The organism is Glaciecola sp. XM2 (assembly GCF_018595715.1).
GTDB lineage: Bacteria > Pseudomonadota > Gammaproteobacteria > Enterobacterales > Alteromonadaceae > Glaciecola.
This window is the reverse complement of sequence record NZ_JAHEOJ010000020.1, coordinates 443,111-466,855: the sequence shown is the minus strand read 5'-3', so window position 1 is coordinate 466,855 and position 23,745 is coordinate 443,111. Positions and strand designations below refer to the sequence as shown.

General features: G+C 44.4%; 22 protein-coding genes, 1 other RNA gene and 1 riboswitch. Of the genes, 7 read left to right on the top strand and 16 right to left on the bottom strand.

The genetic code is table 11. The features are described 5' to 3' along the window. Nucleotides 1-19 precede the first annotated feature (19 nt). From tnpC to KJ365_RS06675, 7 genes are all read right to left on the bottom strand, one after another. The gene (gene tnpC / locus KJ365_RS06705) at nucleotides 20-1,564 is read right to left on the bottom strand and encodes an IS66 family transposase (protein WP_214450850.1); all 1,545 of its coding nucleotides are present in this window, start codon (nucleotides 1,562-1,564) and stop codon (nucleotides 20-22) included. Nucleotides 1,565-1,651: 87 nt separating this feature from the next. Next, the gene (gene tnpB / locus KJ365_RS06700; RefSeq protein ID WP_214450849.1) at nucleotides 1,652-2,002 is read right to left on the bottom strand and encodes an IS66 family insertion sequence element accessory protein TnpB; all 351 of its coding nucleotides are present in this window, start codon (nucleotides 2,000-2,002) and stop codon (nucleotides 1,652-1,654) included. Then, complete coding sequence (tnpA, locus tag KJ365_RS06695; protein WP_214450848.1) at nucleotides 1,999-2,313, bottom strand: IS66 family insertion sequence element accessory protein TnpA; 315 nt, start codon at nucleotides 2,311-2,313, stop codon at nucleotides 1,999-2,001. The genes tnpB and tnpA overlap by 4 nt, the downstream gene beginning before the upstream one ends. A 45-nt stretch (nucleotides 2,314-2,358) precedes the next feature. Then, nucleotides 2,359-2,553, bottom strand: a complete 195-nt coding sequence (locus tag KJ365_RS06690; RefSeq protein WP_250884057.1) for an RHS repeat-associated core domain-containing protein — start codon at nucleotides 2,551-2,553, stop codon at nucleotides 2,359-2,361. A 125-nt stretch (nucleotides 2,554-2,678) separates the two neighbouring features. Next, a complete protein-coding gene (locus KJ365_RS06685; protein WP_214450846.1) occupies nucleotides 2,679-4,946 on the bottom strand; it encodes an ankyrin repeat domain-containing protein in 2,268 nt (755 codons plus the stop codon). Next, complete coding sequence (locus tag KJ365_RS06680; protein WP_214450845.1) at nucleotides 4,939-5,178, bottom strand: hypothetical protein; 240 nt, start codon at nucleotides 5,176-5,178, stop codon at nucleotides 4,939-4,941. The genes KJ365_RS06685 and KJ365_RS06680 overlap by 8 nt, the downstream gene beginning before the upstream one ends. 15 nt (nucleotides 5,179-5,193) lie before the next feature. After that, the gene (locus tag KJ365_RS06675) at nucleotides 5,194-5,349 is read right to left on the bottom strand and encodes a hypothetical protein (protein ID WP_214450844.1); all 156 of its coding nucleotides are present in this window, start codon (nucleotides 5,347-5,349) and stop codon (nucleotides 5,194-5,196) included. Between the two features lie 245 nt (nucleotides 5,350-5,594). On the opposite strand from KJ365_RS06675, the gene KJ365_RS06670 reads away from it, so the two are divergent. Continuing rightward, entirely contained in the window at nucleotides 5,595-5,912 is a 318-nt protein-coding gene (locus KJ365_RS06670; protein ID WP_214450843.1) for a hypothetical protein, read from the top strand. 22 nt (nucleotides 5,913-5,934) lie between these two features. Next, nucleotides 5,935-6,201, top strand: a complete 267-nt coding sequence (locus tag KJ365_RS06665) for a hypothetical protein (protein WP_214450842.1) — start codon at nucleotides 5,935-5,937, stop codon at nucleotides 6,199-6,201. Between the two features lie 204 nt (nucleotides 6,202-6,405). On the opposite strand, the gene gcvP is transcribed toward KJ365_RS06665, so the two are convergent. From gcvP to gcvT, 3 genes are all read right to left on the bottom strand, one after another. Continuing rightward, nucleotides 6,406-9,342 carry an aminomethyl-transferring glycine dehydrogenase gene (gene gcvP / locus KJ365_RS06660; protein ID WP_214450841.1) on the bottom strand — a complete coding sequence of 979 codons (2,937 nt, stop codon included), beginning with the start codon at nucleotides 9,340-9,342 and terminating at the stop codon, nucleotides 6,406-6,408. 167 nt (nucleotides 9,343-9,509) lie between these two features. After that, on the bottom strand, nucleotides 9,510-9,899 hold the full coding sequence (gene gcvH / locus KJ365_RS06655) for a glycine cleavage system protein GcvH (protein WP_214450840.1): 390 nt from the start codon (nucleotides 9,897-9,899) through the stop codon (nucleotides 9,510-9,512). Between the two features lie 60 nt (nucleotides 9,900-9,959). Beyond that, nucleotides 9,960-11,048, bottom strand: a complete 1,089-nt coding sequence (gcvT, locus tag KJ365_RS06650) for a glycine cleavage system aminomethyltransferase GcvT (RefSeq protein WP_214450839.1) — start codon at nucleotides 11,046-11,048, stop codon at nucleotides 9,960-9,962. Nucleotides 11,049-11,210: 162 nt separating this feature from the next. On the opposite strand from gcvT, the gene KJ365_RS06645 reads away from it, so the two are divergent. The 3 genes from KJ365_RS06645 (at nucleotide 11,211) to KJ365_RS06635 (ending at nucleotide 14,985) form a co-directional block, all read left to right on the top strand. Continuing rightward, nucleotides 11,211-12,059 carry a LysR family transcriptional regulator gene (locus KJ365_RS06645; protein WP_214450838.1) on the top strand — a complete coding sequence of 283 codons (849 nt, stop codon included), beginning with the start codon at nucleotides 11,211-11,213 and terminating at the stop codon, nucleotides 12,057-12,059. Nucleotides 12,060-12,191: 132 nt separating this feature from the next. After that, complete coding sequence (locus KJ365_RS06640; protein ID WP_214451309.1) at nucleotides 12,192-13,754, top strand: amidohydrolase family protein; 1,563 nt, start codon at nucleotides 12,192-12,194, stop codon at nucleotides 13,752-13,754. Nucleotides 13,755-13,866: 112 nt separating this feature from the next. Next, nucleotides 13,867-14,985, top strand: a complete 1,119-nt coding sequence (locus tag KJ365_RS06635; protein WP_214450837.1) for a zinc-binding dehydrogenase — start codon at nucleotides 13,867-13,869, stop codon at nucleotides 14,983-14,985. 115 nt (nucleotides 14,986-15,100) lie between these two features. Here KJ365_RS06635 and KJ365_RS06630 read toward each other — a convergent pair whose 3' ends face one another. Continuing rightward, nucleotides 15,101-15,829 carry a THxN family PEP-CTERM protein gene (locus KJ365_RS06630; protein ID WP_214450836.1) on the bottom strand — a complete coding sequence of 243 codons (729 nt, stop codon included), beginning with the start codon at nucleotides 15,827-15,829 and terminating at the stop codon, nucleotides 15,101-15,103. Nucleotides 15,830-16,161: 332 nt separating this feature from the next. Here KJ365_RS06630 and KJ365_RS06625 point away from each other — a divergent pair, with 332 nt between their 5' ends. Further along, nucleotides 16,162-18,303: a TonB-dependent receptor family protein gene (locus tag KJ365_RS06625; protein ID WP_214450835.1), complete on the top strand. Its 2,142-nt coding sequence runs from the start codon at nucleotides 16,162-16,164 to the stop codon at nucleotides 18,301-18,303. Between the two features lie 143 nt (nucleotides 18,304-18,446). Here KJ365_RS06625 and KJ365_RS06620 read toward each other — a convergent pair whose 3' ends face one another. From KJ365_RS06620 to KJ365_RS06600, 5 genes are all read right to left on the bottom strand, one after another. After that, nucleotides 18,447-18,833, bottom strand: coding sequence for a hypothetical protein (locus tag KJ365_RS06620; RefSeq protein WP_214450834.1), 387 nt, complete (start codon nucleotides 18,831-18,833; stop codon nucleotides 18,447-18,449). 43 nt (nucleotides 18,834-18,876) lie between these two features. Beyond that, nucleotides 18,877-18,985: riboswitch (SAM-I-IV-variant riboswitch) on the bottom strand. Nucleotides 18,986-19,038: 53 nt separating this feature from the next. Then, complete coding sequence (locus KJ365_RS06615; RefSeq protein ID WP_214450833.1) at nucleotides 19,039-20,265, bottom strand: UbiH/UbiF/VisC/COQ6 family ubiquinone biosynthesis hydroxylase; 1,227 nt, start codon at nucleotides 20,263-20,265, stop codon at nucleotides 19,039-19,041. Nucleotides 20,266-20,271: 6 nt separating this feature from the next. Then, on the bottom strand, nucleotides 20,272-21,459 hold the full coding sequence (ubiH, locus tag KJ365_RS06610; RefSeq protein WP_214450832.1) for a 2-octaprenyl-6-methoxyphenyl hydroxylase: 1,188 nt from the start codon (nucleotides 21,457-21,459) through the stop codon (nucleotides 20,272-20,274). A gap of 2 nt (nucleotides 21,460-21,461) precedes the next feature. Beyond that, a complete protein-coding gene (pepP, locus tag KJ365_RS06605) occupies nucleotides 21,462-22,790 on the bottom strand; it encodes a Xaa-Pro aminopeptidase (RefSeq protein WP_214450831.1) in 1,329 nt (442 codons plus the stop codon). After that, nucleotides 22,787-23,368 carry a UPF0149 family protein gene (locus KJ365_RS06600; RefSeq protein WP_214450830.1) on the bottom strand — a complete coding sequence of 194 codons (582 nt, stop codon included), beginning with the start codon at nucleotides 23,366-23,368 and terminating at the stop codon, nucleotides 22,787-22,789. Before KJ365_RS06600 ends, pepP begins: the two co-directional genes overlap by 4 nt. A gap of 174 nt (nucleotides 23,369-23,542) precedes the next feature. Here KJ365_RS06600 and ssrS point away from each other — a divergent pair. After that, nucleotides 23,543-23,726, top strand: a non-coding RNA gene (gene ssrS / locus KJ365_RS06595) — 6S RNA. The last annotated feature ends 19 nt before the right edge of the window (nucleotides 23,727-23,745 follow it).

The following is a 23,745-nucleotide window of genomic DNA, read 5'->3' as shown; positions in this document are numbered from 1 at the left end:
GATTAAACGTAACCGTCGCCTAAAGACCGTCACCTAACTTAACATTCCAAGGCAGTAATTGCTCGATGTCAGGCTCAGGCTGCGTAAAGGCTTCGAGTAAATGGGTGATGTAATCGTAAGGCACAAGCCCATTGGCTTTTGCGCTCTCTACGATTGAATAGAGTATCGCACTGGCCTTAGCACCCTTTGCAGTTTGTGAGAACAACCATGCCTTCCTGCCATTCACGAAGGGCTTAATTGATCGTTCTGCGCGATTATTGTCAATGCTGAGGCGTCCATCAAGCGTATAACGCTCAAGCTTTTCCCATTGATTTAAACAATATTGGATGGCATCGCTTAAGTCGGTTTGTCCTAGCACTTGGCTTTTAGATTGAATGAGCCATGTTTTAAACTCATTAAGCAATGGCAGGCTTTGCTCTTGGCGAATGTGATAGCGCTCATCGATGGTTTTATCTTTGATGAGCGTTTCGACTCGATATAGCTTTTTAATGTGGTTAATCGCCCAGTTAATTTTGCCACTTTTGTTTTTGCCCATGGCTTTTTGCGCATCAGTGAACTTGCGCCTAGCATGTGCCCAGCAGCCGACAATGGTCGCTTGTGTTTTATGATAGCCAGGATAGCCGTCGGCATGCATGTACCCATCGTAACCGTCTAAATAATCCACTATCACTTGGCCGCCTCGGCCACTGTTATAATCAAACAGCACAATATTAGGAATATCACTATCCACTATTTTGCCAGCAGGCGAATCTGCCCCGCAGCCATATAACCACATGTAGGATTTTGCCTTATTATCGCCCACGACTTTGACGGTGGTGTCATCGCTAAAGATAACCGGTTGCTCCAATAATATTCGCCGCATCATGTCGTATAAGATTTCGAAGATGTTACCGCTTTTTATCATCCACTTTGACATGGTTTGCCAACACAGCTCAATGCCGTACTGGGCGAACATGCTCTCTAGTCGATAAAGCGGCAATCCGTATTGATATTTACTGGTAATAATTTGCGAGATTAAGCTGGGAGTTGCATAGCCCTTAGGAATAATGCTTGGCGGCACGGGTGCTTGTTTAATGCGATTGTGAATCCCTTGCTGCTCGCAAGCTTTGCAAGCGTATTTCGGTCTCACATTCACAATCACTTTGATTTGGGCAGGGATAAACTCAATCTTCTCGTTCGTGTCTTCGCCAATTTGATGCAGCGGATGCTCACAGCAGTCGCAGAATTTATCTTCATCAGCGATATCATGAATAACACGCTCACGGGGAATATCATCGGCTATCTTCTCAGCACGTTTTTTACGGCGAGTATAGGTGATGGTTTCGCTGCCATCGGCATCAGCTTCGTCTGCTTGCTCAACAATCTCTTCTGCTTCGTTAAATAGCTCACCTTGCCCACCGAAAGTATCACTGCTTTTGCCAAAGCGTTTTTGCTGCGCCAAGCGAAACATCTCGGTTAAACGCTGGTTCTTAGCGTTTAATGCTTGGTTTTGCTCACGCAACTTAAGTACCATCTCTTGCAAGGCGGCAACGTCGGTCGGCAGTGTGTTCTGGGCTTTTTTCATGACCCATATTTTACCTCAACACACCCCTAAATAGCTGATTTTATGTAGATTAAATCGTGATCAATAAATTGTTTTTATGATCCTAAGTTATAAGCCCATGGACGTGTAATGAAGCGTGCTGTGCCCAATAACATCATAGCCACCTAACAACCAAGTGAGCTGTTGTTCGCTTAATCTGAGGTGACTCATGTCGCTTAATTTAGGCCACTTAAATCGATTTTTTTGCAGCACTTTGCACCACATGGCAAAGCCCGTTTTATCCCAATAGACGATTTTGAGTTTGTCTTGTTTTTTATTGCAAAAGATAAACATTGCATCGTCAAATGGGGACAACTCAAGCTCACATTCGATGATCACTAACAGGCCGTTGATGCTTTTGCGGAAATCCACGAAGCCTGTGTGCAGATAAATATCGTTAGGCTCGACAAACATCTTCATGAGGCAAGGCCTTTAATGACATCCGTTAACCATTCTGGCTCTGGCGAATGCAACACGTTAATCACCACACCTTGATAGTGCAGACTTAGCTGCGGCGAGAGTGCAGTCAACTCTGTCTTATCTTTACTCACTTTCACCCATGCCTTAGGATTGGGTTTGGGCCACGGCTTTAGGATGTCGCTTTTTCTGGCATAAAACGTTTGCAGATGGATCTTATGTTTAGCGCAATATTCGGGCGCTGTTAAGCCACTGGCCTTTTGGGCTTCTAACGTAGCTTTCCATTCTTCTTTGGTTCGGCGTTTTTTTCGCATGGTGTCCTCGATGAGTTATCAAAGAGAATATTATGCGGTGCTAAATCACTTGGCAGTAGACGGGGTTTGGGCTACGGTTACAGTAAAGCCAACCGGATCATTCGAATAAAAACGACCTATGACTGGATCATAGTATCGTGCCTGCATATAGTTTAGTTCAAATTCCTCATCATATACGTGGCCAGTATAAGTTTGTTCGTTATTCGTTCCCGTATCGTTTTCGGGCATCCAAAATCTCAATATTACTAACCCATTAATTTTAATGATTAATCTCATAGTAACGAAACAGTTAAACTTGGCAGCTTTTTAGGAAAAACAGCGGTTTTAAGCCATTTTTTAGTAATAACAAAGTCAATGGGAATTACTTACCCCAGAGTTTTCAGGGAAAAATGTTCAATCTCTTTTAATGCAGCTAATACATTAGTGCTGCCAAAATACTCTGCTATACGCCAGCAATCGACACTCTGTTTCGTGTTTTTGCAGAAGTAAGTTTTTCGTGGGTCGCCGCCATTGCTAAGCATTTTGTTGAACAAACCAACTTCATCCAGTTCTGCCGCCAGCATCAGTGGGGTATAACCTGTGACATGAGCAATGTGTTCAGCATTAACATTTGCACCAGCTTCAATTAACTGACTCGCAATCAATCTCATATTTACAATGTCAATTCTCTGGTCTAGCTTCTCGGACATTAAGTTAATTAACGAGCGTGATATTTGTCGAAACCTTGGATCTGAGTTTTGAGCTAACAGAAACTGTAGCTGATCTTCCAGAGTGAAACCCGTCATGCCTGAGTTCGCCCTTCTAATCGAATCTAACACTTCAGGAGTTAACTGCATTTGAAGAACACTGTCCCAATAACGCTTTGGGTCCTTAGCTATACCAATCATCTTTATACAGGCATTCAATGCGGTTTGATTGTCAGTTAAACCTCTATTATTAACGTTTGCCCCCATAGCTAAAACTTTATCAACAATATCAGGTCTACCAGATTGAACCGCCGATATAAGAGGCTGTAGACGCTTTTTGTCAGTACAACGGTTCATAGTTTCTTTACTGTGAGGATATTCTGATAGTAGATAAAACAGAGTGTCGTCTAAAGACCTTAATGGCACCTCCCTTAAGTTTAATGTCTCTAAAGCCATTAAAATTGCGGTATCTCCAGAGCTGCTAGTCAGATTAACATCGGCACCTTGCTTTAAAAGCTTTTCAACTACTTCCGTTTTTTCCAACTCAGTAAACCAAACTAATTGAGGATATATTTTCTTCCAAATTTCTCCTATTTTCAGCTTTCTATTCGGGTGTCGATAATCTGGTTTTATCTCATCAATATCTGTAACAACATTAATTCCAATTTTAGCCGCAATTTCTGGAGTATTCGCTTCGGGAAACATTCCGGCTTTGGGGAAAACTTTATAAAACGAAGATCTCCAGATTTGTACTTCCCAATCTTCAATGATGTCAGAAAATTTATTCGATGATTCGCAACTTTGAACTGAAGGAATATCATAGTTGAACATCAGCAATGCGTTCTTTAAGTGTTTTAAAAAGACTTTATCCGGCTTTTCTTGGCTTGCCGCGACAACTATTGCCTCTTCAATTATATATTTTTGATTAATACCAGCTCTGTATAAACACTCATCAAACCCAAACCTATAAAGCGCATTAGCTTCTTCAAGCTGACCATTCAAGCTATACATCCTAGCTTTGTGCCACTGTACCCAATATGCAAAGTGAGATTTATGCTCTTTGGGAGATAGTTGTTGCTCAAGTTTATCTATTGCGGCTTTAAAATATTCAAATTGCCCTTCGTTTTTAACAATAGTTCGCTTCAACCCCTGTTGAATTTCTCCGACCAATGGCAGCAAATAACTAATCCTATCCTTATAGGCTTGTTGATGTGATTGAATTAGTTGACTAAATTCATAGGTAGGCTTTGCTCCCCACGACAACAATCGGCACTCATCTATCAACAAAGAGCTGCCTTCTTCCTTAACTGTACGATCAATAATTGACGCAATAAAAAGTAGTACTCTCACTTTTTGCCAGTCAATATGTTCAGGCCAAGGACCTTGTGACCATGATTGTAGGAAGACTAATGATTGAATGTCTGGTTTATGTTCACCATCCTTCCAAGCTTTAACTTTTGCTTTGTTTTCTTTTTCCAGAGAATTGTAATAGTGTTTCCAGCCTCCCTCATTTTCTTCTAACCAAGCAAGTATTTGTGATGTACAGGTTTCTTGAAATGAAAAGAAGGCTACGCTTAATGGCTTTTTGCTTGAAACTAATCCCAACGCACTATCGATTGTATTTACGACGTGTTTGCTTAGTAACGTCTTACAAAGAGCTATTCCTATTTCTGTTCGAGATAGTCCGTCAGCGTAAATATTTGATACATGAGTCATGTATTCCGTTAAATATGCATGAAACCCTTGTTTGAGTATTGCACCAATATCATTACCAAATGTTTTTGATAAGTAATCGAAAACCTCCTTGGAAAATTCATTTATCAAACGATAATCAGCGGTTTTATCTTTGGCTTTATCATCAAGATATTTATTACCAGCTTTTACACCTAAAACCTTGGCAAATGTTCTCAAAGTCTCTATATGAGTTGGATACGGAAAATCAGACATAGTTGCGCTCCCTGCAAATAATGGTTTGTATGTCGTTGGAAAAATTTTTAAATGCTCTTCTATCACTTGGTGATGAAGGTACTGTTATTTTCTTTCCATTTGGGGTTATCAAAGCCCCATGCTTTTTTCTATTAATAAATCGCCAGCCTATTTTACACATTCTGGTAACTAATTTATTGATATCTTTATCGCTACTGTATTTTTTCATAAACAAATAGAGGGCGTCTAACACGCCCTCGCTTCCTTCTTATTTACCACCTTTTGCTGGCGCATTCCCGCGACCACCACCAGACTTACCGCCTGTTGTACTGGGCCAGTTGCCACCCGGTCCCGGATGTGAAGAAGGACCACGACCATTACCAGAGTTTTGATTTGAGTTATTTGATACTGTTACTAATGACATTGTTAATCACCTTATGTTTTCCGTCCGACATTGGACGGTCTCAACTTTAACTAACAACTCAGATGTTCGCGGTAATCCATGTGGCGGAAAAATTTCATTTTTTACAACTCAAACAAAAACAATTAGTTATACACTTTTGGGGTTAAGTAATATAAAAACTCAGGATTACCTCCACGATTTCGCCAAAGTTTTAAATTTTGTTCAGCTATCATTACCCCATCAATTCAAAGGCATGTGAGCAGTCAATGAACACAATAGTAAAAGACTGGTACATCGTTTCTATTTTTGACGATGAAGAACCGATTGGAAAAATTTTGTGGGGGATCTGTGTTGATGACATGACATACCGATTCGCGACTAACGATTACATTAGTACATCAAAAATAGTAGAAATCTCACCTAACAATCAATTAATCAAAACAGCGAGTGGCAGTAGTTATCAAGCCATAGGTGTAGGCCAAAAGGCTAAAGTGCAAATGAAAGACTTCGAGCTACTTCGCCACGGCTTCAGTCCAGAGCAGATCGCCCAATTGAACTTGTCTTCAATCAGTTCTTTTCATTAACTTAATCAAGTGAGAGTTTATTATGCCAGCAAGAACAATTAATTTTCAGAATGCGGAATGCTCCGCTTGTCACAAAAAGCATGTAGATATTAGAACTGAAATAGTTGCACCGTCATCGGATAGACCTAACGCTATTCGCAAGAAAATTATCTTTCGATGCGAAGATCACCTCTATTATGATGTTGATGATATTGAAAAATTAGCGCTAGTTAAAATTCGATTTCAAAACATAGAAGAAAGTGATCTTATGGATGGTTTAACTTTCCTAAAGCAACTTGACTCTGACTAGAGCGTTAATGACTCAACCTAGCCCTTATTTAAAGGGAAGTACATCTGTACATTTCGAATCGTAAAAAATAACGAGCAGTTAATTGAAATTGCTAGCGGCATTATTTATAAGATTTCTGAATAGAGGGGCATAAAAATAGACAAACCGAAGTTTGTCTATTTTTAAATACAAATGTCTAATTTTTAAATACTAGACTACAAACACCTACATATCCCGATAACTATCCAAATCCGGACATGAACACACCAAGTTCCTATCACCAAATACATCATCAATACGGTTCACCGTTGGCCAAAACTTATCTTTGGCAACTGCGGCAACTGGGTATGCGGCTAGCTCTCTGGTGTAGCCTCGGTCCCAATTCGCATCGATAATATCGGCAAGTGTATGAGGTGCATTGTGCAGTGGGTTATCGGTAGCATCCCACTCGCCTGATTGGACTTTGTCTATCTCTTGGCGAATGCAAATCATCGCTTCAATAAAGCGGTCTAGCTCTGCTTTTGCTTCAGATTCTGTTGGCTCAATCATCAAGGTGCCAGCAACCGGGAAGCTCATGGTCGGTGCATGGAAACCATAGTCATTTAAGCGCTTAGCAACATCCATTTCAGTTACGCCACTGGCTTCTTTTAGTGGGCGCAGGTCGATAATGCATTCGTGGGCGATGCGGCCATTCATGCCTTTGTACAAGATGGGGTAGTGCCCTTCGAGTTTTTTGGCAACGTAGTTGGCATTTAAAATAGCCACTTCGGTGGCTTTACGTAAGCCTTCGCTACCCATCATTTTAATGTACATATAGCTAATAGGTAAAATTGAAGCACTGCCCCAAGGTGCAGCTGAAACCGCGCTGTTGCCTTGAAGGTCTTCGCCCGTGCCTGCTGCGTGCAAGTTCACTAAGGTATGGCTAGGTAAGAACGGCGCCAAATGCGCTTTTACGCCGATAGGTCCCATGCCTGGGCCACCGCCGCCGTGCGGGATACAAAAGGTTTTGTGCAAGTTAAGGTGCGATACATCTGAGCCAATCAGTCCTGGCGAGGTTACGCCAACTTGGGCATTCATGTTCGCGCCATCCATATACACTTGGCCGCCATAGTTATGCACGATCTCGCAAATTTCTTTTACGGTTTCTTCATACACTCCGTGAGTCGATGGGTAAGTGATCATGGCGCAGCTTAAGTTATCTTTGACTTCTTCAGCTTTTGCACGCAAATCTTCTAAATCTACGTTGCCTTTAGCGTCACAATTCACCACTACCACTTTCAAACTAACCATTTGCGCAGACGCGGGGTTAGTGCCATGCGCCGACTGAGGAATTAAACACACGTTTCTGTGCCCTTCGCCGCGGCTTTGATGATAACGCTGAATAGCAAGTAACCCGGTGTATTCGCCTTGAGCACCAGAGTTTGGTTGCATCGAAAGCGCATCATAACCAGTAATGTTAATGAGCCAATCGCTTAGCTCATCAATCATTTCTTTATAGCCTTGCGCTTGATTCACTGGTGCAAAGGGGTGCAGTTGACCAAACTCAGGCCACGTAACGGGAATCATTTCAGCGACTGCGTTTAGCTTCATGGTGCACGAGCCCAAAGAAATCATCGAATGATTAAGAGCTAAGTCTTTGTTCTCTAGTGACTTAATGTAGCGCAGCATTTCTGTTTCAGAATGATAGCTGTTGAATACTTGGTGAGTTAGATATTCAGTTGTGCGGGCTAAGTCAGCCGGAATAGACTCACTGCCCTGCTCAATGATTTGCGCGTCTAACTGCGCGACATCTTGACCGTGGCCTTCACCGAGTAACACGTCAAACAAGTCTGCGATATCGGTGCGAGAAGTGGTTTCATCTAAAGAGATACCCACCGCGCCTTCGATGTCGGTGCGAAGGTTCATGCCTTTTGCTAGAGCGTTTGCCACTATGCTTGCTTTATCTTCTACATTTACGGTGATGGTATCAAACCATGTATCATGCTTAAGGCTAAGGCCTTTTGCTTGTAAACCTGCTGCAAGAATATCGGTAAAGCGGTGAATACGATGGGCAATTGCCGCTAAGCCCTGCGGGCCATGATATACCGCGTAAAAACTGGCCATATTGGCAAGGAGTACCTGGGCAGTACAAATGTTCGAGTTGGCTTTTTCACGGCGAATATGCTGTTCGCGCGTTTGCAATGCCATACGCAATGCAGGACGACCGCGAGTGTCTTTAGACACACCAATGATACGACCAGGTAGCGAACGCTTGTAAGCATCGCGGGTAGCAAAAAATGCCGCGTGAGGGCCGCCGTATCCCATCGGCACACCAAAGCGCTGGGCACTACCAAAAGCGACATCTGCGCCAAGCTCGCCCGGAGGGGTAATCATGGTTAGCGCAAGTAGGTCGGTTGCAACGGCTACGATTGCTTGGTTTTCTTGGAGTGTTGCAATCAGCTCACGAATATCCACCAAGCCACCGGTGCTTGTTGGGTATTGCAAGAGGGCACCAAACACATCATGGCTTGCAGCGTCTTGCATGTCGCCAACAATAAGCTCAAAACCAAACATATCCGCACGGGTTTTTAACACGTCGAGGGTTTGTGGATGCACGGTGTTAGCGGCAAAAAATGCATTCGCTTTTTTGTTTTTTGAAACACGCTTTGCCAAGCCCATGGCTTCTGCCGCGGCAGTGGCTTCATCCAGTAATGATGCCGACGCTAAAGGCAAGCCAGTAAGGTCAATGGTAGCTTGCTGAAAGTTAAGAATGGCCTGCAAACGACCTTGTGCAATCTCTGGCTGATAAGGCGTGTAAGCCGTGTACCAACCTGGATTTTCTAGTACGTTACGTAAAATGACATTAGGCGTAAGGGTGTTGCTATATCCCATACCAATGTAAGAGCGATTGATCACGTTTTTAGCGGCAACGGCTTTTAGTTCTCTAAGCGCATCGACTTCGCGCTGCGCTTCGCCTACGTTTAACCCTTCTGGTAAGCGAATGCCCGCAGGCACGGTTTGTTGCATTAAATCATCGAGTGAAGTTGCGCCCACCTCTGCAAGCATGTCTGCAATTTCTTGCTTGCCAGGGCCAATATGACGACGAACAAACTCATTTTGATTTTCTAGCTCAGATAAGCTCGCCGATGACAAACTTACATTTGGATTCGTTGCAACATTCATTTTACGTAACCTTTATTTAGTAACTGCTATAAAAAAGTTTGTAGAAACATGAGTTTTGGACTCATAAAAACAGCACGGCAAGCAAAGCTTGCCGATTACCGCTGGTAAACATCTAGTCTGACACGCTATTGCAAGCCAGATATCAACGCCATAACGACGTTGGTAATTTAGTCTTCGTCAATAGAGTTGGTGTAAGCTTCTGCGTCGAGCAAAGACTCTAATTCAGCTTCGTCTTCAGCCTTTATCTTAAATAGCCAACCTTCGCCATACGGATCAGAGTTCACAAGTTCAGATGAGTCTTCGAGCTGTTCATTTATCTCTACAATTTCGCCAGTAATAGGTGCGTAGATGTCTGACGCTGCTTTTACCGATTCAGCTACCGCGCAATCGTCAGCTTGAGTGACCGCATCACCCACATCAGGTAAATCAACAAATACCATATCGCCCAATAGGTCTTGCGCATGATCGGTAATGCCTACTGTGTAGATACCGTCGCCTTCTGCGCGAACCCATTCGTGAGTGCTTGCGTAACGTAATTCATTTGGGACATTGCTCATAAGTTATCCTAAGTTTATTTTTTAATTGCGTTTTAAATATGTAGTTGGGCGCGATGCTGCTTATAAGACGCTCTTGCCGTTTCTTACAAAACTTGGCTTAACGACTTCTACTTCTACCCACTTTTTGCGCATCTCTACTTGCGCGGTTGCACCAGGCTTTGCTCCCTCACCTGCAGGTACGCGAGCCATTGCGATGCTAAAACCTAGTGTAGGCGAAAATGTGCCAGATGTAATCTTACCTTCACCATCTGCTGTCTTAACAGAAAGGCCCGCTCGTAATACACCTTTGTCTCTAAACACCAAGCCTACTAGTTTTTCAGTGCCTTGCGCTTTTTGCTGCTCTAGCACTGAACGCCCCATGAAGTCTCTGTCGCTTGGCTCCCACGTTATCGTCCAGCCCATGTTGGCCGCTAGTGGAGATACACTTTCGTCCATATCCTGACCATACAAATTCATGCCTGCTTCTAATCGCAGTGTATCGCGAGCACCCAAGCCACATGGCTTTACGCCAGCTTGTAGTAGCTCATTCCAAAAATCGTGAGCGCGTGCAATTGGCACCATAATTTCGTAGCCAGCTTCGCCGGTATAACCGGTGGTAGCAATAAATAAGTCTTCGGCTTGTACGCCAAAGAAAGGCTTCATGTCGGCAACGGCTTCTTGTTGCGCGGCTGAAAACAAGCTCCCCGCTTTCGCTTTAGCATTTGGGCCCTGCACCGCAATCATCGCGAATTCTGTGCGCTCTTGTATGGATACATCAAAGCCGTTTGCGACTTTATTAAGCCAGTTTAAATCTTTCTCTTTAGTAGCCGAGTTCACTACAAGGCGATAATTGGTTTGGTCAAAGTGATAAACGATTAAGTCGTCAACCACGCCACCATCTTCGTTAATCATGCCGCTGTAGAGGGCTTTGCCTTTTTGCTCTAATTTGGCCACATCGTTGGCAAGTAAAAAGCGTAAATAGGCTTTTGCATCAGCGCCAATAACATCGACGATAGTCATGTGAGATACGTCAAACATCCCTGCGTCTTGACGCACTGCGTGGTGCTCTTCAATTTGCGAACCGTAGTTGATGGGCATATCCCATCCAAAAAAGTCGACCATTTTGGCGTTTGACTCAAGGTGCGCGGCGTGCAGTGGCGTTTTATTCATGACGTTCTCTGGGTAAATAACAATGGCTGTAAGTATATGGAGCGTGACCTGTCTCGACAAATTAAAAGTTTTAATCTATACATAAGAAACTTTAATGTATAATTGATTTTTTATTTAAATAAATTATTTAAGACCTTTATTTTTAAGGCACGGACTTCCTTAATGAAACAACTATCACTAGATAACTTACGCACGTTTGTGCACATTATTGAGCTTGGCAGTTTTCATAAAGCAGGTGATGTATTAGGGCGCTCGCAACCTGCCATCAGCTTGCAAATGAAAAAGCTTGAAGGTGAGTTAGGTCGTAAGTTGTTTAGCAAAGTTGGGCAGAGCTATCAGGCCAATAAAGATGGCGAGTGGCTTTACCAACAAGCAAAGCAAATGTTGTCGATAAACGATGATATATTTCGAGAGCTAAATGCCCAGCAAACCCTACGCGGCCGCCTTCGATTTGGCATCCCTAGTGAATTTGCCTCGACTTTATTGCCCAGCATTGTGGGAGAGTTCTCCCAGCGCTACCCAGACGTAAGTCTTGATGTCACCTCTTCGCTGTCTCGTCAATTGCTGAGTAAAAACCAGCGCAGCGAGTTCGATTTGATTCTTGCTCTGGTAGATGACGCACCTGATAGTGATGGCGAGATATTGCTTGAGGACGATCTGGTGTGGGTAGGTGATGCTAGTCGCAAGCTCAACAAAGATAGCCTCTCTTTGGTATTGGCTCCTGAGGGTTGCGTTTATCGTAGCCGCGTTATATCGCAGTTGAAGCAGCAAACTAACGCTTGGAAGATTACCTATACCCATGCAGATCTATACGGCCTTATGGCAGCAATGAAACAGGGCCTAGGCATTACCGCACTGGCAAAAAGCAGCTTACCAAACGAATTAAGTATTATAAAAGACCGGCGCTTGCCGCCACTTGGCAAAATAAAAATCTGCTTGTTCAATCAAGATACGCAGCACCCTCAAGTCAGTAAAACACTTTCTGAGTATATACGAGCGCGAATATCCTGAGCGACTTGTACATCGTACATAAAGTATTACACTGCTATTTACGAGTGACCTATGAGCGAGTGGTATCATTGCTCAACTAAAAGAATGAAATTATCCATGTTGAAAACAAACTACTTTTATATCACGCGCTTAATGCGCATTTGCACAGCCGTTGTAACGATTGCAATGGCCTTTGTCATGTTTGCCGTTGCCGCGCCGGGCGCGCCGGCTCCAAATAAAGCTGACGGCGATGGGCAAGGTCCATACGAGCGCCTTATTTTACGCGGCGTCAATTTAATCAACGGTGAAGGCGCGCCTATGCGTGGGCCCGTCGATATCGTGATTGAAGACAATCGCATTGTGAATATTGTCAGCGTTGGGCACCCGGGCGTTCCTATCAAAACCGGCGGCCGACCTATTGCTAATCAAGGCGATAAAGAACTCGATTTATATGGGCATTATGTGTTGCCCGGCTTTGTTGATATGCACGGGCATATCGGCGGGTCGGCAGATAATATTCCGGCGGAATACGTATTAAAACTGTGGCTTGCTCACGGCATTACCACCGTGCGTGAGCCTGGCAGCTTTAATGGGCTTGATTGGGTGTTAGATCATGTTAAGCGCAGCGAGAAAAACACCATTGTCTCTCCCCGCATCATCCCGTATTTGGGCTTTGGCATGGGTGCAAAATCTCCTATTTTTACACCAAAACAAGCCCGCGCTTGGATTAAACAAGCCGCTAAAGATGGCGCAAAAGGCGTGAAGTTTTTTGGTGCCACCCCAAAAGTCATGGAAGCGGCGTTAGACGAAGCACAAAAACAAGGCTTAGGCACCATGATGCATCACGCCCAATTAAATGTGATGAGCATGAACGCCCTGGACTCTGCACGACTCGGGTTAACCACCATGGAACACTGGTATGGCTTACCCGAAGCGATGTTCACCGAAAAAGTGATTCAAGATTACCCTACAAGCTACAATTACAATAATGAACAAGACCGCTTCAGTGAAGCTGGAAAGCTTTGGGCACAAGCTGCACCAAAAGGCAGTGACAAATGGAATGCAGTTCGCGACGAGCTCATTGAATTAGATTTTACCATTAACCCAACCATGACCATTTACCAAGCCAGCCGTGATTTAATGCGCGAGCGCAACGCCGACTGGCATGAGCAATACACCTTACCTACTTTATGGGAGTTTTTTAAACCCAGCCGTTATGCCCATGGTTCATATTGGTTCGATTGGACTACCTCTGAAGAAATTGCGTGGAAAGAAAACTTCAATCTGTGGATGTCGTTTTTAAACGATTATAAAAACCACGGCGGCAGAGTGACCACCGGCTCTGATTCTGGCTACATCTATAAAATTTATGGGTTTGGCTACATCAGCGAGCTTGAGCTTTTACAAGAGGCTGGCTTTAACCCCTATGAAGTGGTGCAGGCCGCAACCCTTAACGGTGCTCAGGCACTGGGCATGGATGATGACATTGGCTCGGTGAGCATCGGCAAACTGGCAGACTTGGTAATAGTCGACCAAAACCCCTTACACAACTTCAAGGTACTTTACGGCACTGGCCATTATCGCTTAGACGATAACAACCAGCCTACGCGTGTTGGCGGTGTTAAATACACCATTAAAGATGGCATCATCTACGACGCTAAAGCCCTACTTGAAGATGTAAGAGCCATTGTTGAACAGGCGAAAGATGAACAATGAGCGCAGACATCATCGATAATAGTGATAGTTAACTAACAAAACAGCTTACTCGCTAACGCATTTTTTGCATGGTATTTTTGTATAACATTGAGTCTACAAATATGAGAATACCATGCAAACTAGCAAGCAACTTTTTACCCATATTTCATCCGAAGGCCTCCTCACACTCTCATTAGAAGAGCTGCAAGTACCTGCACCAAAGCCTCATGAAGTGGTGGTTCGAATTGAAGCCTCTCCAATTAACCCATCGGATATGTGGCCTATGTTTGGCCCAGCCGACCTTGCACAAGCAAGTCTGAATGATGCTGGAGATACACTCACCGCCCCCTTGTATAAAGGAATGGTCTCCCGTGTAAAACCTCGTTTAGACCAAAAACTACCCATTGGTAACGAGGGTGCAGGCACAGTGGTTGCGGCTGGAGACAGCCCTCAAGCCCAAGCTTTACTAGGCAAAACCGTTGGCGTATTAACCGGCGCTTGTTATGCCCAGTACAGCTGCGTGCCGATTCAGGCATGTATTGTTCATCATGAGGGTACCACCGCTCAACAAGCGGCCTCTTCTTTCGTAAACCCGCTCACAGCATTAAGCATGGTTGAAACGATGCGACTAGAAGGTCATAGCGCATTAGTGCATACCGCAGCGGCTTCAAGTTTGGGGATCATGCTTAATAAAATCTGTATTGCTGAAGGCATCGATTTGGTCAACATTGTTCGCAAGCAAGAACAAGTCGACTTGCTAAAAAGCCTAGGTGCTAAGTATGTACTTAACTCTTCCAGTGAGACATTTAAGAAAGACCTATACGTTGCCATAGAAGAAACCGGCGCCACCCTTGCATTTGACGCCATAGGCGGCGGTGAATTAGTAAGCGATATTCTAAGCGCCATGGAAATGGTTGGCAGTAAAGACGCCAAAGGCTTCAACACCTATGGCTCACCTGAAAACAAACAGGTCTATATTTACGGTAGCTTAGACTTTGCCCCTACAGTGCTAAATCGAGCTTACGGCATGACGTGGAATATTGGCGGCTGGCTGTTAATGCGATTTTTAGGCAAGCTAGATGTGAAAGATGTGCTTAAACTGCACAAGCGAGTAGCAGATGAAATCAACACAACGTTTAGACTTGAATTTAGTAACGAATTGTCGTTAGAAGAGGCGTTGCAACTGCCTAACATAGCTGCCTATGTGGCGAAGAAAACGGGCGATAAGTACTTTATTAATCCTCAAAAATAATCGGTGCAACGAGCTCAATGACTTACATGCTAGGGCTCAATAGACAACATTCGTTGAAAATAAAAAGCAGTATTTGAACCTCAAATACTGCCTTTTATCGCACGTTTAAAGCTTTTTATCTTTGCATGCGCTTACGAAAGCCAACACCAGCCAATACAATGCCTATCAAGGCTAGTAAACTTGGCTCTGATACATTGGATGTTGTTACATTAGCAAACAAAGTGGCAGTGTTTGACTGATTCTCAAGCGTCAGGAAGCTATCTGTGATAGTAGTTCCCCCGTCGGTGCTAAATCCAAGAATATTCACTGTGTAGTTAACCCCACCAATCAAGAACGAGTCACTTGCATCAGACACAGAAAATGAAACTAAGTCAGGACAAGGTTGCGCTCCGCCAGCTGCACAAGGGTTGCCATTATTGGGCGTTTCAAAATGCGTAAAGTTATAAAGAAAAGTACTGGCCCCAGCTGCAATCCCATCTATCAATATATCTAAGGTAACCGACAGCGTTACTGACTCTAAAGAAGGAGGTGACACTGGGAAGTTCAAATGGGTAAAATCCCCCAAGGCAAAGGCTGCTGATGGACTGGGTGGAACAGTTACGCTTGTATCAGCACCTGCAACAAAATCATACCCACTCTGTGTTGTGGAATTACCCCAACGAATTTGACTTGTACCTTCACCGGTAACCGCTGCATCTGGTTCGTCATCTACCCAGACACCTGAGATATTTTTAAACTCAACCAGGGCGGCGCTTGCGTTAAATGTCATTAGAATGCCTACCAAAAAGGCGGCGCTTAGTGTTTTGAACTGCTTTACTGCTGTAAGTTGTTTTATTGTTCGCATAATATTTCCTTATTATTGCGTTTAGTTAGTAAGTTAGATCAATCCGGAACCTTACTACTGTGTACAACACCAGAATCGTTCAAAAAACGTACAGCAATAAATGTACCTACTTTTTGTAGAGTTTTAACTTATTGTTTTTTTTGATCTTATAAATTTCTCATTCAATTTACTCAATAACGTGGTCAGAAAGTGTAAAAAGAACTGACACGGGAAAATGGCTGACCCGGCACGTATTTACAAAAAACACTGAAAATATTGCATGAACAGTGATCCTATAATACCCTAAATACGAATTATTACTATTTGCATAAGCAACTCTATAAGGAAACTCAATGTTCACTCGTAAACCTCTCGCTGTTTGTATCGCGACTGCGTTGACCATCACGTCATTTTCATCTTTGGCAGACCTAAACGCTGCGCAAACTGATCCTCAACGAAAAGACCTCGAGCGCATCGAAATTAAGGGGAATTCCAACGTTAATGACCCCTTCCCCTTCAATGTGAATGTTGTCGAAGAAGGAAAGATCCTGGCGGGCAAGAAAGTATCAGTGATTGATTTAGAGCTACAACCTACTTTTGTTGAGCCGAATCTTCGTCAAGTTTTCTCTCGCTTACCCGGCCTTTTTGTATCTGACCAAAAGATCCCAAGTATTTATAACGTGAACTATCGCGGCTTAGGCAACCCACACGAAAGTGAGTTTGTGGCTTTTTATCAAAATGGTATTCCACTGGCATCAGACATGTTCGGGTATGCAACTATCTACTATTTACCACCTGCTCAGCGCATTGAGCGCGCAGAATTTATTCGCGGTGGCGCTGGCTTACTGTACGGTCCTCAAATTGGCCCTACTATTAATTTTGTGACCAAGCGTGCAAGTGCAAACGTTGAAAACAGTGCATCCACAGAGCACAGCATCGGTAGCGATGGGTTCTACAGCACCTACAACGAAGTGCAATATGCACAAGGCGATTTTGGCTTCATGGCCAGTTTTGACCATCGTCAATCAGACGGGCCCAGAGAGAATGAAGACTCCGAAGTGAACTCTGGCTACTTCGGCATTGCCTACAACGGGTTTGAAGATATTCGCATTGGCTTTGATTTAGACGTGTATCAATCAGACTCAGGCGAAGCCGGTCGCTTAAGCTCAAGTGAGTTTGCCAGCAATCGCGACTTGGTGAAAACCCCGTTCAACCGCATTGAAATTGAGCGCGTGATAGCATCGCTTACCTACGACCAGCAGTTAAGTAACGATGCAACCCTAAACGGTAAAGTATGGTATTCGTACCAAGACCGCTTTAGCCGTCGCTCGTCGGCATTCGTCGCACCAGCTGCTGAGCCCTCAACCACCAATATCGACCAGCAAGAGTTCACAACTTTTGGCCTAGACGTAAGATTTGCCCAAGCCTGGGGAGGCGACAATATATTTACGCTTGGCACAACCATGTACACCGACGATAGCCCGCGTACACGTCATGTAAGTGACAATATCCGCTCAAACGTGCAGCTTGCTGAAGACTTGTTGTTTGAACAAGACCGCGTCATGACTTATAGCGCCCTGTTTGTAGAAAACCTATTTCGTTTTGGTAACTTGAGCATCGTCCCTACCGCGCGTTATGAGCGCGTAAACTATGATTTATCAGAGCCACTAAAGCGTGCAAGCCTGCAACGTGACGCTATCGATGTTGATAAAACTAACAACGAGCTATTGATGGGGCTTGGAGCGAGTTATCGCTTAAGTGACACCACTGAACTTTATGCAAATATCTCTGAATCATATCGTCCTCAGCGCTTTGATGATCTTGCTAACCCCAATGCAGAATTAACCGGTGAAAATGGACCCGATATTTCTAAAGCAGAAAATATGGAGTTTGGTGTTCGCTCAATGATTGTTGAAGGTTTTAACCTAGACGTGAGTCTCTTCAGAATCGACTTCAACGACAAGGTTGAGCAAATACAAGTGAATATCGTTGATATTCAGCGCGTAAACACCGGTAACTCAAAGCACCAAGGAATCGAGTTTAGCGCAGAGTATGACTTCTTTTATAACCGCAACGACGACAGTAATTTTATTGTTTTTGTGAATGGCTCACTGCTTGAAGCAGAAATCACTGAAAGTACCACCGCATCATTGGTGGGCAACACGCCAAGTTTTGCCCCAGACTATTTGATTCGTGCTGGTTTTATCTATAACCAAGAAAACTTAAGCGTTGCGTTAACCGCGACTTTTGTTGACCAACAGTTCTGGCAAGACTCAAATCTATCAAGAGGCAGTGGTGCTGGGCAAATTGATGGGGTTATTCCATCATATGAAGTCTTTGATTTAAGCGCTGAGTATCAAATCGATGACTCATGGTCTTTGCAAGGCGGTGTCAACAATCTGTTTGATGATGATTACTACAGCCGTATCAGAAATGACGGTATTGAACCGGCTGCTGAGCGAACGGCTTATGTTGGTTTTAGATATCAATTCTAGTCGTCACCCGCGATAATACAAAAGGCCCATACACAGCAGTGACATGGGCTTTTTTATGCTTACTACCCCGTTCTAAACGACGTTGATGCTCGCCAAATCTTCTTGCAGAGCATCAATCTAGTTCATAAAGCGCGTTAATGCGCTTAATTTAGCTCAAATTCTTTACCATCTACCTTCGCTGTTGCACGAGCTGGTAGCTCCTCTTGTGATTCGTATAAAAATGTACCTGAGACATCAAAGACCCATGCGTTTTTTGCGGTATGAAAAAAGCGATAATAATGAATCTCTTTCCATACAGGTAAAGTGCCTCCACTTCCTTTAAAGTGGCTTCTGACCATTTCACTGATAACATGACGTTGCTGCGCTTTAGGCAAGGCTAATGTCTCATCACTGATGTGGATTGTGCGTTTGTTTTCACACAAGCCCATCACAAAAAATGACTCTTTATCATGAACAAATAAGGTATCCACAAAAATAAATGGACGAAACGCTTTGGATTGTTTGGGCGTGAAAGGTAAAAGATTTGACATAATTTCTCCTAAAAATGAATAAAGGAGAAAGTAACCAGTTCCATGCATAGGTCGTTATGCCTATGCTTTGGCACATCCCACGTGGTTGTGGAGACCACCTTACTTAATAAAGCAGGTTGGTGAAGTCTGGCGACTTTCTCTTGATGCATATTGCGTGCGCATTATAGCAATAAATATTTAGACGTCTAGACATCTATTAAATTTTTTATTCACCCTGCGCTTGCTCAATAAAAAACTGCTTAATTGGCGTGAGCGTGTTCGCGCCCGTTAAACCTACGTTCCTGATCAGCTTTTTCAATGGATCATCACCGTCAAATAAGCGTTTAAAGCCTTCCATGGTCGCAATAACCTTTTGCGCTTGCGCTTTTCGCTCACGCTCATAAGCCCTTAATCGCTGCTTTGAGAAGAAGGGTTTGCCGTCGTCAAGGCTAGTTTGAATGTTTGCGGCTAAAGCAACGGCATCGCCAATGCCCAGGTTTGCTCCCTGACCAGCTAAGGGATGGATGGTATGCGCAGCATCCCCTACTAGGGCTATCGATTCATCTACCCACTGGCGCGCATAGCGCATAGTTAATGGGTAACTAAACCTATCGGTGATCAGTTCACACGGGCCTAACTGCATGTCAATTGCAACAGATAAGGCTTTGCAAAATGCTTCTGCATCCATGCCTAACAAACGATTTGCAGCTTCAGTTTCTTGCGACCATACAATCGAACATGTTTGACTGCGGGAATCATCTGCCTTGCCGAGCGGCAAAAAGGCCAAGGGACCTGTGGGCGTAAATACCTGTCTGGCCGTTAGTTCATGAGGATATTTGGTTTGTACATTGGCAACAATGGCGGTGTGATCATAGTCCCAAAAGCTTTGTTTAAAGCTCAATGAACGCCTTACGAACGAGTTACCGCCATCAGCCCCTACCAGCAAACGAGCAATAATAATGGCGCCATCATCAAGCCCAATATGGTACTCATCGCCTGTGTGAACCAGCTTCTCAATTGTATTGCCTAAGGCATACTCAATATTAGGATGCGCCTTGGCCGTGTTATAAAGTGCTGCGGCAAGCTGATCATTCTCAATAATGTGGCCTAGGGCATCAAGACCTATATCTGCATTGTCAAAATCTATCTTGCCAAAGCCGTCTTGCTCCCACACTTGCATATGTGTGTAGGCTTGTTTGCGGGCAATATTTTCCCATGCGCCAAGACGTTCAAAATGATGCTGACTGGCAGCGCTTATAGCGCTTACTCGGGGTGAAAATGGCTGTTCGACCTTACATTCGAGGCTTTTTTGAGCGTCGATTACCAACACACTTAAACCGGTCGTGCCCAATTCAAGCGCAAGGGTTTGCCCAACGATACCTGCGCCTGCAATCACTATATCGGCTTGTTTAATCAACGGCGTTTTTGCTGGCTTCTTATTGCTTTGTTTCATGTGAGCCTACCTTTGCCCCATTGCATAGCGTGCGAACTTATTTTTTAAGCCTGAACATAAATTTAATCCCACTAAAGCCTTGTTGCGGCCAATGACTAGCGGCTCAAAATGATTGGAAAAGGTGCTTACTAATAAATTGGTTGCGCCAATTACTCGAGATTTGTCGGTGCTTCGAGCGGTTTTATATGCGTTTAACGTCTCAAAGCTGCCAATATCTTCTGCGTCTTTGAGTTGCTCTGCTAATTCTTGCACATCCCTCATGCCTAAATTAAAGCCTTGTCCTGCAATAGGATGTAGGCTCTGCGCGGCATTTCCCACGCATACGCTGCGGTGTGAAACATAAGGATTTGCGGTACGCAGGGTTAAAGGATATTGATAGCGAGGCGTGCACGCTTGTAATTTTCCTAGGCGGCTGCCAAACAAGGATTGTAACTCGCCTAAAAACGCCTCATCGTCTAACGCTTGAATACGCATTTTCTGAGAGACATGGGTCGTCCATACCACCGACATTAAACGCCCTTGCTTGGCTTTATCTTTTGCATCGGTGTGCATGGGTAAAAATGCAATCGGGCCATGTTTAGTAAAGCGCTCGTATGCGCAGTTGTTATGGGGCAATTGCGTGGTAACGTTGGTTACAATGGCGCTTTGATCATAGTCCTGTTCATCTGCAGCAATGCCCGCAAGCTCTCGGGTTGAAGACACGCCGCCCTCAGCAATAATCAATAGCTTGCAGCGTATCTGTCGGCTTTGGGTGTCAATGTCTATATAGTCTTGATGCTTAGTTAAACTCACAATGCTGTCTGGACTGTAATATTGTGCGCGAGATTGCTGTACGTCTTTATACATCGAGATGCCGAGCTGCTCTAAGTGCACCACTTTTCCTAACGCACAAACCCCAACTTGATCAGCATCGAGAACCGCTTGACCAATATGCTTTCGATCTGACACATGAATGCGCTTGATATCGCCGCCATCGACTTGCTCGGTATCAAAATTCCAACTTTTTAGGGTATCTACTGAGGATTTGGCTAGAGCGATGACCCGGGCATCAAAGCTAGGGTGGGTATTCGATTTTTCAGGCGGATGACTTTCAATAATGGCAATCGACAAATCCGTTTTATTTACCAGCGCCAAAGCAGTGGCGCAGCCAACCACGCCGCCACCTGCAATGACAACATCCACATGCTCGGTCATGGTTACGACTTACTCGCCATGAGCGCTTCAATCTCGCTGATGGTTTTAGGCACGCCGCTGGTGAGTATTTCATGCCCGCTTTCGGTGATCACGATGTCATCTTCAATGCGAATACCTATCCCTCGATATTTGGCTGGCGCATCGCTATCGGGCGCAATATAAAGGCCGGGCTCTACTGTTAAGACGATGCCCGGGGCAAGGGGTAAATCTTCGCCCTCTTTTTTATAAATGCCTACATCATGCACATCGAGTCCAAGGTAGTGACCTAAACCATGCATAAAATACGGGCGCCACGCATCTTCTGCAATAAGCGCATCGGGCTCCCCTGATAAAATGCCTAATTCGCATAAACCTTTCACTATTACTGCAACGCAGGCCTGCATTGCTTGGGCTATGGTATTGCCAGGTTTCAAAACCTCTAACGCCGCTAACTGCGAATCGAGCACAAGCTGATAAAGCGCGCTTTGCTCAGGATTAAATTTGCCATTTGCCGGAAAAGTGCGGGTGATATCAGCCGCATAGCCTTGCAACTCACAACCTGCGTCAATGAGTACTAAATTACCGTCTTTGATGCAGTCGCTATTTTCGGTGTAGTGTAAGATGCAAGCGTTGTCACCGCTGCCTACGATAGTGCCGTATGCTGGGTATCGAGCACCGCGCATAGCGAACTCATGATGAAGTTCAGCCTCTAATTGATATTCATACACGCCTGGCGCTACAAAGCGCATTGCGCGTTTATGGGCGTCGCTAGAAATTACAGCCGCTTCACGCATAAGCGCAATCTCTGCGCTAGATTTAATGTTACGCATTGCGTGTAGCAACACGCTAACATCGACGATATTAGCGGGGGCAACCATGCTCTGCTTAGGCGCTGACTTGCATTGCGCGAGCGCCGATTGCACAATTTCGTCGGCCTGAGGGTTTTCGTCGAGCGAATAATACAAATGCTCGTGCCCGTTTAATAATGCTGGGAGTAACTCTTCTAGGACATCGAGTTCATACGCCTCATCTATACCTAATTGTTCCACTGCTTTTTCAGGACCCATGCGCCGACCATGCCAAATCTCTGCGTGCGGGTCTTTTGGCAGCACAAACAACATGCTTGATAAGTCATCGCCATCCTCGTTGGCAAGTTGGTTTGATAACACAAGTAGTGCATCTGCTTCGTTGAAGCCGGTTAAATACCAAAAGTCACTATTTTGCCTAAAAGGATGCTCGGTATCGTTGCTACGAGTAACTTGGCTGGCGGCGGGTATAACAACAATACTAGAGGGCTTACACTGCGCTAATAATTGCGCCCTGCGCCTTTGAAACTCAGCCAACGTAATCAATGAAACACCTGCGATTGAGGTGCGCTATCGAGCAATGATTTGCCTAACTCATTAAAGCACAACATCGCACTGATACGCACATATTCGACGACTTCAAAAAATGCCTGTTCAGATTCTTCGTCTTCGCTCATTTGCTCGTCCATACGCGCTATTTGTGAAAAATCTTCAAGCGCTTCTTTGACATCTTCCGAGCACTTTGTCAGGTCGGCCTGATGTAAGCCAAAGCCCAACAGAAAGCCTTGCACCCAATGCGTCAAAGCCTGGCCACGTTCATTGATGGGTGATGCGTCATCGGGTAAACACAACGTTAGTGCAAAGTCAGGTTCAATAAACTGTTGGCAAATCTGATTATATGTCTCGATGATGATGCGCTTTAAATCCTCAGCAAACGGTTCACCCTGATTGGTGACATCTGCTAATGCTTCAATCCAATTTTGATCGTCTAAGGTCATGCCACCGGCAAGCATGCCACATAAAATGCCATGCACCTCTGCGCCATCAACAATCACATTATATTGATTTAATAAATTACTAAACGATTCGTAGCGGGTTGGGTCTTGATTTTGATTATTTGACACGCAGACTTCTCTTAATAAACCTACGGTAATCGTAGCAAAACATGCCCATAAATGAAATGTACATAGCTTTATTTACAGTGATTTAGCTACGCCTGATGAATGTCACTTTTAAGTACTTGCGCTTTGCGTTAGTATGCACTGCTCAGACAGTCGTATGACTGTGAAAAGTTACAATGCTTCCTGAGATGTTTGCCAGTATGCTGCATGTTCCTGGCCGATGCTTAAAACCCAGGGGGTTGCCTCTGTTGCTATTGTGCAAGCTCGGCTCGTATCGAGAAGCCTACGGTAACGATAATACCTCCGCCGTGTCCTTTTCGGCACACGGACGACGAGCATATAGCGGCATTTCGGGAGGCACCTTATTATGTCTGATATAT